The sequence below is a fragment of the Streptococcus sanguinis genome (assembly GCF_020729725.1).
Classification (GTDB): Bacteria; Bacillota; Bacilli; order Lactobacillales; family Streptococcaceae; genus Streptococcus; species Streptococcus sanguinis_V.
In genome coordinates, this window is record NZ_JAJEPA010000012.1 from 432,527 (window position 1) to 446,923 (window position 14,397).

Below are 14,397 nucleotides of genomic sequence, written 5' to 3' on the forward strand. Positions count from 1 at the left end.
TGCCAAAGGGCCTCTTTTCTTATATGCCAATCTGATTGAGTTCCACCAAGAGCAGCTGGCGCCGCTCATCCTGATTGGCGGTTTGGTCAAATAGAACTTCTTTTTTGATCTTGCCATCTAAAATGAGCAGGACCTTGTCGGCATAGGTAGCTACGCTGGCATCGTGCGTCACTAGGAGAATGCTAGCGCCCTGCTGGTGGAAGTGCTGCATGAGTTCCATAGCTTGACGGCCAGCCTGAGAGTTGAGGGCTCCTGTCGGCTCGTCAGCAAAAATGATTCGAGGCTGGTTCATGAGAGCCCGGCAGATGCCGGCTCGCTGGAGCTGGCCGCCCGATACCTGATGGATAGAGCGGTGAGCAATGTCCTTAATGCCAGTCAGAGCCATTAACTCCTTGGCTCGCTTATAGGCTGCCTTTCGCTCGCTGCTTTTCTTACCAATAATACTCGGTAGGCAGATGTTGTCTAGGATATTGAGATTTTTCAGGAAGGTTGCCTGCTGGAAGACAAAGCCAAAAGCTTCTCTGCGAAGGTGGTCTAAGTCTTTATCTTTCATGGCCAGCAAGTCCTGTCCCTCGTAAAGAATCTGGCCTTGGTCAGGTCTGTCAATGGTGGATAGAAGATTGAGAAGAGTGGATTTCCCGCAGCCAGACGGTCCCATGATGGCGATGAATTGGCCGCTTTCAATCTCTAGCGATAAATCACGGAGAATGGGCTCTTGATTTTCCTGATAGCTTTTGCTGAGGTTATGTGCTTCTAATAACATAGGCTTCTCCTCGGATGTAAAATAAATGCTAAGTGCGTGGAAGCTATTTGCTTAAGGTCAATGTTCCTTGAGATAGCGTCTAATTTCCAGCTTGTTCAGAGCTCGGAGACTGATGTGTGCTGCTGTGAGTCCGCTAAGAAGCAGAGCCAGCGGTGTCCATAGAAAAGTAAGGGACTTATTGATGATGAGCTGGAGTTTGCTGATACCGAAGCTGCTGAGCAGTAGACTGCAGACTTCTTGTCCCAGACTAAGGAGCAGCAGGTCGGCTATTGCCAGAGCCAGCATCAAGATGAAGAAGACGGCGAGCAGGTAGTGGCTCCTGAGTCGTTCACTGCCAAATCCCAGCATCCGATAAAGTGCCAAGTCAGCTTGGTCCTTGGTGAAAATCATATAGACAAAGAGAGTCATAAGGATGAAGACAATGCCAAGCCCTGTCCAGAAAACGCTGGTCTGAATCAGGCGGAGCATGGCTAGAGTGTCATCAAAAGTCTGATGGAAAAAGTCTTCTACGTCGGTTAATTTATAGTTGGAATAGCGTTTTTTCCATTCGTTGATTTTTTTAGCTTTGTTGCTAGGATTTTTAAAACGGATGGTCGTCAGACTATTGAGCGTTTGATCCTGCTTTGTCACAAAGACCGCCTTGGCAGTCTTTCCACCATAGGTCAGGTCTGAGTAAATACCGACCACTTTTAGTTTCTTTGCTTGGCCATCAATATTCAAAGTCAGGCTATCTCCTACTTTTAGCTTGAGTTCTTCTGCTTGTAGCTTGGAGAGGGCAATTTCATCCTCGTTTTTAGGATAGCGGCCTTGGCTGTATTTGACTGGAAATCCCGCATGGTTTCCCAGAGTTACCCGTAACTGCTGGGTTTGACCTTGCTGGTCTTGATAGGAGAAATTCTGGCTCTGGTACTGATTAATCTCTGCGATATCCTTGTCTGCCTGCAGTTCTTTCAGAAGCTGGGCAGCCTTGGTATCGATATCTTCAGTCTGAGAAATATCAACCAACACATCTGACTGACCAGCTCCTAGATACTGGATGAAGTTCTTGTCCATCACAGTGCTGTAGAGACTGGCTGGCAGCAGGATAAGCAGGCTAATCAAACTGACAATGGCCAACATAGTCAAATAGAGTTTTTTATGACTGAGAATCGTTTTTAGGGCGAAATAGGGCCTGTCTAAGAAGGGGATAGTCGGTAAACCCATTTTCGGAGTAGAACGAGTCTCGGTCAGACTGTTGGAAGAAGCTAATCTTAAAGCTTGGCCGGGCGTCATTTTCTTAAAAGAGCTGAGAGGCCGGGCAGTCAGCCAGAAGATTAAAAGACAGAGTAGCAGAGCTACTAGCATTTCCAAAAGATAGCTATAGAAGGGCGTCGGACTTTGCCCCATAGACAGTGCCATCTGCTTTTTAAAAGGACCACTCAGAAGAAAGGACAGTCCCCAGCCTGCGATGGTTGCCAGAACCAGGCAGAAATAATACTTGGTCAGGTAGACCCTGCTGATAAAGCTTTGGGGCAACCCCATCACTTTCATAACAGCAATCTGCTGCAGTTCTTCTTGAATCTTGGTCAAGAGGGCAAAGCGCATGCAGAGAAAGGTGATGCCAATGATGGCCATAACCAGTAGCCCCATGACTAGGATGACTAGAGCATCATTGAAGCCGTTAATCATCTTGATAGTCGGATAGGTAATCATAGGCGGTCCATTGGACTCAAGCTCGGCATTTTTATAGGCTTGCTCGATAGTAGAAATCTGGCTAAGCTTATGCACTCGAAAGGCAATCAGGTTCTCATTAGATGCAAATGCTTCTTTTTTCAGAATCTGCAAATCAGTCTGTGAGATGAGGAAGCGCTTGGAGGAGACTAGACCAGCATTCATCTGGGCATCTCGGATAAATCCCTGGACAGTTAGCCGTAGCTTGCCGACCCTTATTTTGTCGCTGATTTTGATTTTTCCGCTATTGTAATAATAAAGAGGGATATAAACTTGCCCTGGCTGAGGCTGGGCTGGCTGGTTATTCTGATCCAGCAGAAAGTCAAAGTGTTGGTTCTGACTGGAAAAACCATTATCTTGGGAACTGTCCTGAAGCGAGTCCTGTCCATTGATGCGGATGGCTGTTCCTTCTAAATTGACAAAGTCGGTCACTTGCCAATCGGCAATTTCAGCATGCTGCTGGACGAAGTTTTGCAGGCGTTCTCGGTTGACGTTTCCGCTGTGCATCTGTAGCAGGTGAGGACTTTTAGCTGTTTCCACAAAGCGCTCAATCGAGCTAGTGAGACTAACGGTCAGGCGAGTGGCTGCAAAGCTCAGAGTCAGAGTCAGAAGCAGGAAAAGTCCAATGACTAGCATGCTGACTTTGTTTTCTTTTAAATCATTTTTTATCAAGCGTTGAAACATATTCCAGCTCCTTTACTGAACGTGCTCGGGAGAGCAGATAAGCACCGATGCTGATAGAGATACCGGATAGGATAAAGAGCAGACCGTAGCCTCTGCCTCCTCCGACACCGATGATTTTTCCGACAGAATTTGCTAGCCAGCCAAAGTAAGTCAGTGAGGGTTTGAAAAAGGTATCCGCGATCCAACCCATGCCGGCATAAGCTAGGACATAACCCAGCTGAGAAATAATGCCAATGGTTCCCCAGACCTTGCCTTGATCGGCTTTGTTAATATTAATGCGGACCAGATAGTCAATGGCTGTATTGGCGAAAGGCAGGGCAGCAAAGAGGAGAAAGCCAAAGCTGCAAATCCAGATGAAATTTTCTTTCATTCCCAGCCCAACCATGAAGAATCCCAGTAGAAATAGTGAGAGGTAGAGCATACGATGGAAGTGTTTTTTGATAGCAAATATCCCCAGAACCAAGCCTCCTATCAGCATCCCGCTGCTGGAGATGGTCATGACCCAGCCGGCTGTTTTAGCGTCTGCGAAAGCCAGTACCAAGGGAGAAAACAGGATTTGGACTGTTCCCAAAAAGAAGGAAAAGCCTGTTCCAGCTAGGACTAAAATCCAGATTCCTTTTTTTCTATAGACGATTTGAAAACCTTTAAGGAAATCCGCCCAGAAACGACTATCACTGCTATAAACTTGTGTGTGAATGGCCCTACGAGCGAGCAAGGTGCAGGCTACTGTCACGAAAATGGTTGAAAAATCCAGCAACAGAATCGTGCTGATATGTCCACTCGCCAAAATCATTCCAGCCAAGGCTGGTGAAATCAGATAGCGGGCAATGCCATTAATCTGGGACAAACCAGTTGCTTTTGATAACTGGTCCTCAGGCAGCAAGTCGGAAATCGTAGCTCGAAAGGCCGGATTGACCAAGGCTGAAAAGAGCGAGCTAATGGCAGCTCCGATACAGATAAAAATCAAAGCAGGATTCTTCAGACTAAAGTAAATCCAGAGAACTCCTAAGCCTGACAGACCATCTCCCAGAGCCATCAGCAATCTTCGGTCATAGCGATCTGCCAGAATTCCAGCCAGAGGAGTAACCAAAAGACCGGGTAGAAAAGCACAAAGCGTAACAAAAGAAGAAACAGAAACCAAACCGGTCAGCTGGAAGATATAAACACCTAAAGCGAAAGAAGTCATACCAGAGCCGATTTCCGAGATGAGGCTCCCAATCCAAATCAATAAAAAGAGTCTAAAGCCTGATTGTTTCATAGTTACCTCCTTATTCTTGCAATGTCAAGTAAGTGTAAATAGTAAATCTAGTAATTAGCTGTCTAGCTGCTTTGAGTCTGAATCAAAGATAGAAAGGGATCGAAGTAGCCTTGCCGGCTGTGAAAAAGAGTTTCTAAAAGATAGAGAAAAGCCTGCAGTTTTTGCTGCTGTTTTTCTAGGGATAGAGCTTGAAAGCTGCTGCCAAAAGCTTGAAGCGAATAAGTTAAAACCATTTCCAGGCTTTCGTAGGCATAGTCAGTCCTCATATGTCCAGCGATGATGCCGTCTTGGATGATGGGAAGTAGAATCTGAGGCGCCCGTTCAAGAAGAATTTGATTGGTCTTTTCGTGCAGGAGTGCATTTTGTGGCTGATTGAGATGCAGTAGCACTTCCTCTCCCTCTTGGTGATTGAGATTCAGTGCAGCTATGCTGCCAGCCAAGCGTTCTAGGACAGTTAGTTCACGATTATTAGCAAAGGCTTGAGAAGCTGTAAATGCTTGTTCAATAGTTCGCTCAATGATGGCATCCATTATCTCTTCCTTAGAAGAAAAGTAATAGTAGAGAGTACCGCGGGCGATTTGAGTCGCTTCTAAAATCTGGGAGATAGAGGTCTGGTCAAAGCCTTGCTCCATAAAAAGCTTTTGTGCGGTATCTAAGATAAAGTCTTTTTTATTAGCCATGCTTGCATCCTTTTTGGTAGTAAAATTTTATTCGACTGACAGTCGGTCCATTTTTTTCTTTATCGTACATCTTTTCTAAATCAATGTCAAGAATAAAGACAGTTCTACTATTTTTTGATATAATAAGTCTAATCAAAATTGAAGGAGTATATCATGACTTTTATTATTATTCTTATTATTGTCGCGGTTTTAGCATTCTTCGTTGTTGGTGCTTACAATACCTTGGTTAAAAGCCGCATGCAGACTCAGGAAGCTTGGAGTCAGATCGATGTGCAGCTCAAACGCCGTAATGACTTGATTCCTAACCTCTTGGAAACTGTCAAAGGCTATGGCAAGTATGAGCAGGCAACCTTGGAAAAGGTAACCCAACTGCGCAACCAGGTAGCTTCAGCTGCTTCACCAGCCGAAGCTATGCAAGCCAGCGACGCCCTTTCTCGTCAGATTTCTGGAATCTTTGCAGTAGCTGAAAGCTATCCAGATCTGAAAGCAAATACCAACTACTTGAAGTTGCAGGAAGAGCTGACCAATACTGAAAATAAAATTGCTTATTCTCGTCAGCTTTATAATTCAGTTACTAGCAACTACAATGTCAAGCTGGAAACTTTCCCAAGCAATATTGTTGCAGGAATCTTTGGCTTTAAAGCTGTGGACTTCCTCAAGACACCAGAAGAAGAAAAGGCTGTGCCAAAAGTTGACTTTGGCAGCACTGGACTAGGTGACTAAGATGTTATTTGATCAAATTGCCAGCAATAAAAGGAGGACTTGGCTCCTCCTTATCGCTTTTTTCGGACTCTTGGCTCTTGTTGGAGCAGCTATTGGTTATCTCTGGCTGCGGTCTGCTGTTGGTGGTATCTTGTTAGCTTTAATTATCGGCGCGATTTATGCCGGAGTGATGATTTTTCAGTCTACAGAGGTTGTCATGGCGATGAACGGAGCTCGCGAGGTCTCTGAGCAGGAGGCGCCTGAGCTTTATCATATTGTTCAAGATATGGCCATGGTCGCACAGATTCCTATGCCACGTGTCTATATCGTAGAAGATCCCTCTCCCAATGCTTTTGCGACCGGCTCTAAGCCTGAAAATGCAGCTGTTGCAGCAACGACAGGTATCTTGCAAATCATGAATCGTGAGGAGCTTGAGGGAGTGATTGGCCATGAAGTCAGCCATATTCGCAATTACGATATCCGAATTTCAACGATTGCTGTGGCTTTGGCCAGTGCTATTACCATGTTGTCTAGCCTAGCTGGCCGGATGATGTGGTTTGGTGGCGGACGTCGGAGTAGTAATGATCGAGATAACGATAGTGGATTAGGAATTATTCTACTTATCGTATCATTGATTGCTATCGTTTTAGCTCCTCTGGCAGCTACCTTGGTGCAGTTGGCCATTTCTCGTCAGCGGGAGTTTCTGGCTGATGCTTCCAGTGTAGAGCTGACCCGCAATCCGCAAGGGATGATTAATGCCCTACTTAAGCTGGATCGCAGCGAGCCTATGGAGCATCATGTCGATGATGCCAGTGCAGCTCTCTATATCAGCGACCCCAAAAAAGAAGGCGGACTGAAGAAACTCTTCTATACGCACCCTCCTATCTCAGAGCGGGTGGAGCGCTTGAGGCATATGTAAAAGCTGGGAGAAATCTCAGTTTTTTTATTGTTTATGCTATAATGATAGACGAATAATATAGTAAGTAGGAAATATAATGAAAAAACTAAAAGCCTCTAAAGATTTATTTGCAATTTTTTATATTGTTAATTGGATTCTGTCTATAATAATAGCCCCTTTGGGTGGCTATGCAGTTATAGTTCTAATGCTATCTACTATAGAATTTCTGAGTTCAGGCAAGACAAGCATATTAATGCATTTTATGATATTTAGTATGATTTTTAAGTGTGTTGTTCTGATCTATCTGTTTATTTATCTGATTTTGAGCCTTCGTTCGCTGATTCAGAGTATAAAGACAAGCAGGGACTCGCTTCATCTGGCTCCAATCAGTTTAATTCTGACTCTGTTGCTTCAGCTATTTCCATTCATCTCTGCTTTGAAAGATACGCGAACCATAGAACCTTATCGCTGGTTGATAGGGGTTGTGCCACTATGCTCGATTTTGTCTTTCCTCAGCTATCTTTACGGTCGGTATGGACTCAAAGGACAAAGAAAGAAGGCACTGCTCTGGGCAGGGCATGTGGTTAATGGCATGCTAACTTTGCTCATGGTTGTAGCTTTTTTTCAGCCTATCATTCCCCAATTAACACGAACCAGCCGAGTTCTCAGCAGCTTGGAGCAGGAGTACAAAAAGCGGGGTATGGATGCTAAGGTAGAGACTGTACCAAGTGGATACGGGGAAGAAGATTCGAATAATCCAGACTTTAATGATATATACCCAATCGGGAAATTTAAAGTAACTATTGGCAAGCATTCTTTCTATGAAGAAGTTCGAGTCAATAAGGCGGGAGGCATTGAAGAAGCTGCGTTTATTGATCCGAAAACAACACCTTCTCCCATCCTGCGAGTTATTCTCCAAAAGGAAAATAGTCAAGAAAATCTAATCAAAACGAAAGAAAATGTAGAAAAAAGTCTAGATAATATAGATGAGAGTGTTAATATCATTCCTCATTATGGGAATACAGAGGTTTCTGTAGAGTACATAACTAATCCTAAGCGCTCAAAACCCAAGAGCTTTGAGGAAAAAGATTTCAAATTAAATTCTCTCTTTGATATTACTGATGAGAAATTGCTAGAAAAAGAAGATGTTTGGATCAGTATTAGAATTGAGCTGAATCTGAAGCAAAGACTCTTTGCTTCAGATTCAGGAGAAAAATTCTTGCATGATATGGACTATTCCCTCTTTCAGACAGGAAACTATGTCTTTGAGATAGAGGAGACAGACAAGGATAATGTTACTAGCAAAAAGCAATTTTTTGCCAAAGTCAAGGACGGAAAGTTAGTCCAGTTAAACAAGAACGACAGTGACCAAGACTTGACTGAAGGGTCAGTATCATTGCTAGAATACTCTTATCGTGGTAGTATAGGCTATTCCATAGACGAAGGGTATGACCACATGGTTGATTGGCCTGATTGATACAGAAAGGAATAGAAGAGGGGGGATTTTATGATTCTATTCCCTCTTTTTTTAGTCAAATCTATTTTAGTTCATTAGGCAGATTTATTTTTCTTCCTTTCATTCATGTCTAAAAAATATTCGTTTAGATTTTGTTACAGTTTTATTTCAGTCATCTATAAACCTTAGATCATCCAAGTTTATTTTTGTATAAGTAAGGAAGCTAGATTTAAAAAAGCCAGTGTTTTCAAGTTGTCAGGTTGAACCCTCCTGACTTTCTTGTAAAATTAGCATTTTCTTGAAAACCATAAAATTTTCAAAAAAAATCACTATATTGAGTTATTTTATTGTTCAAGTTAATCTATTTGTATCATTTAGAAATACAAAGTAGTTTTTTTGTAACAAAATAGAAATATATTACTAGTATATTAAATTTAGTAAAAAATTTTATTGCATATATGAAACTGGGGGTTCGGTATGTTGAAAACATTTGGAAAAATTTTCAAAGTCATTAGAGAATCAAAAAACATGTCTCTTAAAGAGGCGGCAGCCGGAGATATTTCAGTGGCTCAATTGTCTCGTTTTGAGCGGGGAGTCAGCGGTATCACGCTTGATTCTTTCTATTGCTGCTTGAAGAATATGGCTGTTTCTCTAGACGAGTTCCAGTATGTTTACCATAACTACATTGAGGCAGATGATGCGCTTTTCTCAAAAAAAGTAGCTGATGCTTATCAGGAAAACAATGTCGTCAAGCTCCAAAGTATTTTGGCTAGCTCAGAAGCTTTGGCTGAAAAGTTCCCTGAGAAGAAGAACTATAGGCTCAATACAATTGTTGTTAGAGCAGTATTGTCTTCCTGCAGTCCAGATTTTCAGATTAGCAAGAAAGATACAGAATTGCTGACTGACTATCTCTTTTCCGTCGAGGAGTGGGGACGTTATGAGCTCTGGCTCTTTACTAATAGTGTCGATCTACTGACCTTGGAAACACTGGAAACCTTTGCTAGTGAGATGATTAATCGGACCCAGTTTTATAATGACCTACCAGAGAATCGCCGGCGTATTATCAAGATGCTGCTTAATGTTATCAGCGTCTGCATAGAGGGAAATCATTTGCTGGTTGCTATGAGATTCCTAAATTATCTTGACCATTCTAAAATCCCTGAGACAGATCTCTATGATCGGATGCTGATTAAGTATCATAGGGCTCTTTATTCCTACAAGGTTGGAAATAGCCATGCTCTAAGTGATATTGAGCAATGCTTATCTTTTTTGGAATTCTTAGATTCCTTCGGTGTTGCCCAGAAACTCAAAGCTCAGTTTGAAAGAATTTGCCGTTCTCAGTTGCAGATGTGCAAATAAAATAGACTCATTTCTAAAAATATACTAGAATAAGAGTATAACTTTATACCAAATTCAGAAGGAGGCTTTATGATGGAGAAAAAAATTCATTATAAGATGCATAAAGTTAAGAAGAACTGGGTAGCCATCGGTGTGACTACCTTAGCACTTATCGTAGCACCAAAAGTACTTGGTCTCGAAGCAGGTCTTGTCCACGCTGATGATGTTAAGCAGGTGGCAGTTCAAGAACCAACTGCAGCTCAGGATAGTGGCTCAGGTCAGCCAGTTCAAGTACAAGTCAACTCAGCTTCTCAGTTGGAAGCAGAAAAAGCAACTTCTGCAGACAAGGTGACTGATGCTGCTGTAGCCAGTGAAAAAACTGCTGAAACTGCAGCAAATACGGAAGCAGCGGTTCAAACAGATGCTCAAGAGCCAGCTAAGCCGGCAGTAGCAGAAGCAGCAACTACAGAAAAATCAGCTGTTGCTGAAGAAGCAAAAGCAGCTAATGCAACATCAGAAACTGCTAAAACTGCAGCAATTGCTCAAGATAGACAAGCAAGTCCCGCAACTGCTGACAAACAAGCAAAGAAGACTGTTACAGACAAGATTGTTGCAAATCCAAAGGTTGCAAAGAAAGACCGCTTGCCAGAACCGGCTCAAAGACAGGGAGCGATAGCTGAAAGAATGGTGGCTGCTCAAGCTCAAGCGGCGCCTGTTAATGCTGAGCATGATGATGATGTCTTATCTCACATCAAGACGATTGATGGCAAGAAATACTATGTTCAGGATGACGGTACAGTTAAAAAGAATTTTGCAGTTGAGCTTAATGGAAAAATTCTTTATTTCGATGCAGAGACTGGAGCACTGATTGATTCAGCTGAGTATCAATTCCAGCAAGGTACTAGCAGTCTTAACAATGAATTTACCAGAATGAATGCCTTCCATGGCACTACGGAAAAGGATATTGAAACAGTTGACGGCTACCTGACAGCAGATAGCTGGTATCGTCCAAAAGCTATCCTCAAGGATGGAAAAACATGGACTCAGTCTACAGAGACCGACTTGCGTCCGCTTTTAATGGCTTGGTGGCCTGATAAGCAAACGCAGGTTAGCTATCTCAACTATATGAACCAGCAAGGTTTGGGAGCAGGAGCTTTTGAAAACAAAGTGGAACAAGCTATCCTGACAGGTGCTTCTCAGCAGGTTCAGCGCAAAATTGAAGAAAGAATCGGTAAAGACGGCGATACTAAATGGCTGAGAACGCTGATGGGTGCATTTGTCAAAACTCAGCCAAACTGGAACATTAAGACAGAGTCTGAAACAACTGGTACGAATAAGGACCACTTGCAAGGCGGAGCTCTGCTTTATACCAATAGTGATAAGACTTCTCATGCTAATTCTAAGTACCGCATCCTGAACCGCACACCTACCAGCCAAACTGGTACACCTAAGTACTTTATTGACAAGTCAAACGGTGGTTATGAGTTCCTGTTGGCCAACGACTTTGACAACTCTAATCCAGCTGTTCAGGCTGAGCAACTCAACTGGCTGCACTTTATGATGAACTTCGGCAGCATCGTAGCTAATGATCCGACTGCTAACTTTGACGGAGTCCGTGTCGATGCGGTGGATAATGTCAATGCGGACTTGCTCCAAATTGCCTCTGACTACTTCAAGTCACGCTACAAGGTCGGAGAAAGTGAAGAGCAGGCTATTAAGCACCTGTCTATCTTGGAAGCTTGGTCTGACAATGACCCTGACTACAACAAGGACACCAAGGGTGCTCAATTGCCAATTGATAATAAGCTTCGTCTGTCCTTGCTTTATTCGTTCATGCGTAAACTTTCTATCCGTAGCGGTGTAGAGCCAACGATTACGAATAGTCTGAATGACCGTTCTACTGAAAAGAAAAATGGCGAACGGATGGCCAACTATATCTTTGTTCGGGCTCATGATAGTGAAGTGCAAACCGTTATTGCCGATATCATCCGAGAAAATATCAATCCAAACACGGATGGTTTGACCTTTACCATGGATGAGCTCAAGCAAGCCTTCAAGATCTACAACGAAGATATGCGCAAGGCCGACAAGAAGTATACGCAGTTCAATATCCCAACTGCTCATGCTCTCATGCTCTCCAACAAAGACTCCATCACTCGGGTCTACTATGGTGATCTCTATACAGATGACGGTCAATATATGGAGAAAAAATCTCCTTACCACGATGCTATCGATGCCCTGTTGCGTGCTCGTATTAAGTATGTAGCTGGCGGACAGGACATGAAAGTCACCTATATGGGTGTCCCTCGTGAGGCTGATAAATGGTCTTACAATGGTATTTTAACCTCTGTTCGTTACGGTACTGGTGCTAACGAAGCAACAGATGAAGGAACAGCAGAAACTCGTACCCAAGGGATGGCAGTTATTGCTTCTAATAATCCGAATCTGAAACTGAACGAATGGGATAAACTGCAAGTCAATATGGGAGCAGCCCATAAGAATCAATACTACCGCCCTGTGCTCTTGACGACCAAAGATGGTATTTCCCGCTATTTAACTGACGAAGAAGTACCACAATCCCTCTGGAAGAAGACAGATGCCAATGGTATTTTGACCTTTGATATGAATGATATTGCAGGCTACAGCAATATCCAAGTTTCTGGTTATCTGGCTGTTTGGGTACCAGTTGGTGCTAAGGCAGATCAGGATGCTCGTGTAACAGCCAGTAAGAAGAAAAATGCCAGCGGTCAGGTTTACGAGTCTAGCGCAGCCCTTGATTCTCAGCTGATTTACGAAGGTTTCTCTAACTTCCAAGACTTTGCAACTCGTGATGACCAATATACCAATAAAGTCATTGCTAAAAATGTCAACCTCTTCAAGGAATGGGGAGTGACTTCATTTGAGCTGCCACCTCAGTATGTATCTAGCCAAGACGGTACTTTCCTAGACTCTATCATCCAGAATGGTTATGCCTTTGAAGACCGCTATGATATGGCTATGAGCAAGAACAATAAATATGGTTCTTTAGATGACCTGCTCAATGCTCTCCGTGCTCTTCACAGTGTCAATATCCAAGCCATTGCGGACTGGGTGCCAGACCAAATCTACAACCTGCCAGGCAAGGAAGTGGTAACAGCAACTCGTGTCAACAACTACGGAACCTACCGTGAAGGCGCAGAAATCAAGGAAAATCTTTACGTTGCCAATACTAAAACGAATGGTACAGACTATCAAGGCAAGTATGGTGGAGCCTTCTTGGATGAACTCAAAGCTAAATACCCAGAAATCTTTGAAAGAGTACAGATTTCCAACGGTCAAAAGATGACGACTGATGAGAAGATTACCAAGTGGTCAGCTAAACACTTCAACGGTACCAATATCTTAGGTCGTGGTGCTTACTATGTTCTTAAAGACTGGGCTAGCAACGAATATCTCAACAACAAGAATGGTGAGATGGTACTGCCTAAGCAATTAGTTAATAAGAATGCTTACACAGGATTTGTCAAAGATACTACTGGATTCAAGTACTATTCAACTAGTGGCTATCAAGCTAGAAATTCCTTTATCCAAGATGAAAATGGAAATTGGTATTACTTCGATAAACGAGGTTACCTAGCAACAGGTGCTCATGAAATTGATGGCAAGCAAGTTTATTTCCTCAAGAATGGTATTCAGCTGCGTGATTCTCTCCGTGAAGATGAAAACGGCAATCAGTACTACTACGATAAGACTGGTGCCCAAGTTCTCAACCGTTACTACACTACTGATGGCCAAAACTGGCGTTACTTTGATGCCAAGGGTGTCATGGCTAGAGGTCTGGTAACTATGGGCGGCAATCAGCAATTCTTCGACCAAAACGGCTACCAAGTCAAAGGCAAGATTGCGCGTGCCAAAGATGGTAAACTTCGTTACTTTGATAAGGATTCAGGTAATGCTGCTGCTAACCGCTTTGCCCAAGGTGATAATCCAAGTGACTGGTACTATTTCGGAGCAGATGGTGTTGCAGTAACAGGTCTTCAAAAACTTGGCCAGCAAACCCTTTATTTCGACCAAGATGGCAAGCAAGTCAAGGGTAAAATCGTGACACTTGCAGACAAGAGTATCCGTTACTTCGATGCCAACTCAGGAGAAATGGCAGTCGGCAAGTTTGCAGAAGGATCTAAGAACGAATGGTATTACTTCGATCAGACTGGTAAAGCAGTGACAGGTCTTCAGAAGATTGGCCAACAAACACTTTATTTCGACCAAGATGGTAAGCAAGTCAAAGGTAAAGTAGTAACTCTGTCTGATAAATCTATCCGTTACTTCGATGCTAATTCCGGAGAAATGGCAGTCGGCAAGTTTGCAGAAGGTGCCAAGAACGAATGGTATTACTTTGATCAGTCTGGTAAAGCAGTGACAGGTCTTCAGAAGATTGGTCAACAAACCCTTTACTTCGACCAAAATGGTAAGCAAGTCAAAGGACAGCTAGTAACTCTGTCTGATAAATCTATTCGTTACTTCGATGCCAACTCAGGAGAAATGGCAGCCAACAAGTTTGTTGAAGGTGCCAAGAACGAATGGTACTACTTCGATCATGCTGGTAAAGCAGTGACAGGTTTGCAGCAGATTGGCCAACAAACCCTTTACTTCGACCAAAATGGCAAGCAAGTCAAAGGTAAGATTGTCTATGTCAATGGTGCTAACCGTTACTTTGATCCGAATTCAGGAGAAATGGCGCGCAATAAATGGATCCAGCTGGAAGATGGAAGTTGGATGTACTTTGACCGCAATGGTAGAGGCAGACGCTTCGGCTGGAACTAATAGCAATAGAATAGGCTAAATGAAACTTAATCTTTAGCTTTCTAATACACAAAAACGATAACTTCTTGTTTGGAAGTTATCGTTTTTGCTGTCTTTTAGGAGGAC

General features: G+C 43.1%; 9 protein-coding genes. 5 read left to right on the forward strand and 4 right to left on the reverse strand.

What is annotated here, in order from left to right; genetic code table 11:
* Nucleotides 1–19: 19 nt before the first annotated feature.
* The 4 genes from K4I03_RS07480 to K4I03_RS07495 form a co-directional block, all read right to left on the reverse strand.
* A complete protein-coding gene (locus K4I03_RS07480; protein ID WP_227964371.1) occupies nt 20–763 on the reverse strand; it encodes an ABC transporter ATP-binding protein in 744 nt (247 codons plus the stop codon).
* A 57-nt stretch (nt 764–820) separates the two neighbouring features.
* Nucleotides 821–3,157, reverse strand: coding sequence for an ABC transporter permease (locus K4I03_RS07485; protein WP_227964374.1), 2,337 nt, complete (start codon nt 3,155–3,157; stop codon nt 821–823).
* Nucleotides 3,132–4,415 carry an MFS transporter gene (locus tag K4I03_RS07490; RefSeq protein WP_227964376.1) on the reverse strand — a complete coding sequence of 428 codons (1,284 nt, stop codon included), beginning with the start codon at nt 4,413–4,415 and terminating at the stop codon, nt 3,132–3,134. Before K4I03_RS07490 ends, K4I03_RS07485 begins: the two co-directional genes overlap by 26 nt.
* 62 nt (nt 4,416–4,477) lie before the next feature.
* A complete protein-coding gene (locus tag K4I03_RS07495; RefSeq protein WP_227964378.1) occupies nt 4,478–5,095 on the reverse strand; it encodes a TetR/AcrR family transcriptional regulator in 618 nt (205 codons plus the stop codon).
* A 153-nt stretch (nt 5,096–5,248) separates the two neighbouring features.
* Here K4I03_RS07495 and K4I03_RS07500 point away from each other — a divergent pair, with 153 nt between their 5' ends.
* From K4I03_RS07500 to K4I03_RS07520, 5 genes are all read left to right on the forward strand, one after another.
* Nucleotides 5,249–5,818, forward strand: a complete 570-nt coding sequence (locus K4I03_RS07500; RefSeq protein ID WP_227964380.1) for a LemA family protein — start codon at nt 5,249–5,251, stop codon at nt 5,816–5,818.
* A gap of 1 nt (nt 5,819) precedes the next feature.
* A complete protein-coding gene (htpX, locus tag K4I03_RS07505) occupies nt 5,820–6,716 on the forward strand; it encodes a zinc metalloprotease HtpX (protein ID WP_223323255.1) in 897 nt (298 codons plus the stop codon).
* Nucleotides 6,717–6,792: 76 nt separating this feature from the next.
* Entirely contained in the window at nt 6,793–8,172 is a 1,380-nt protein-coding gene (locus K4I03_RS07510; RefSeq protein ID WP_321573161.1) for an ABC transporter permease, read from the forward strand.
* Nucleotides 8,173–8,628: 456 nt separating this feature from the next.
* Nucleotides 8,629–9,510: a helix-turn-helix domain-containing protein gene (locus tag K4I03_RS07515; RefSeq protein ID WP_227964385.1), complete on the forward strand. Its 882-nt coding sequence runs from the start codon at nt 8,629–8,631 to the stop codon at nt 9,508–9,510.
* 69 nt (nt 9,511–9,579) lie between these two features.
* Nucleotides 9,580–14,292: a glycoside hydrolase family 70 protein gene (locus tag K4I03_RS07520; RefSeq protein ID WP_227964387.1), complete on the forward strand. Its 4,713-nt coding sequence runs from the start codon at nt 9,580–9,582 to the stop codon at nt 14,290–14,292.
* Nucleotides 14,293–14,397 lie beyond the last annotated feature (105 nt).

Bases quoted from the DNA above. Each gene is read 5' to 3' on its own strand.
- K4I03_RS07480 (WP_227964371.1), bottom strand. From the start codon at position 763: ATGTTATTAGAAGCACATAACCTCAGCAAAAGCTATCAGGAAAATCAA.
- K4I03_RS07485 (WP_227964374.1), bottom strand. From the start codon at position 3,157: ATGTTTCAACGCTTGATAAAAAATGATTTAAAAGAAAACAAAGTCAGC.
- K4I03_RS07490 (WP_227964376.1), bottom strand. From the start codon at position 4,415: ATGAAACAATCAGGCTTTAGACTCTTTTTATTGATTTGGATTGGGAGC.
- K4I03_RS07495 (WP_227964378.1), bottom strand. From the start codon at position 5,095: ATGGCTAATAAAAAAGACTTTATCTTAGATACCGCACAAAAGCTTTTT.
- K4I03_RS07500 (WP_227964380.1), top strand. From the start codon at position 5,249: ATGACTTTTATTATTATTCTTATTATTGTCGCGGTTTTAGCATTCTTC.
- htpX (WP_223323255.1), top strand. From the start codon at position 5,820: ATGTTATTTGATCAAATTGCCAGCAATAAAAGGAGGACTTGGCTCCTC.
- K4I03_RS07510 (WP_321573161.1), top strand. From the start codon at position 6,793: ATGAAAAAACTAAAAGCCTCTAAAGATTTATTTGCAATTTTTTATATT.
- K4I03_RS07515 (WP_227964385.1), top strand. From the start codon at position 8,629: ATGTTGAAAACATTTGGAAAAATTTTCAAAGTCATTAGAGAATCAAAA.
- K4I03_RS07520 (WP_227964387.1), top strand. From the start codon at position 9,580: ATGATGGAGAAAAAAATTCATTATAAGATGCATAAAGTTAAGAAGAAC.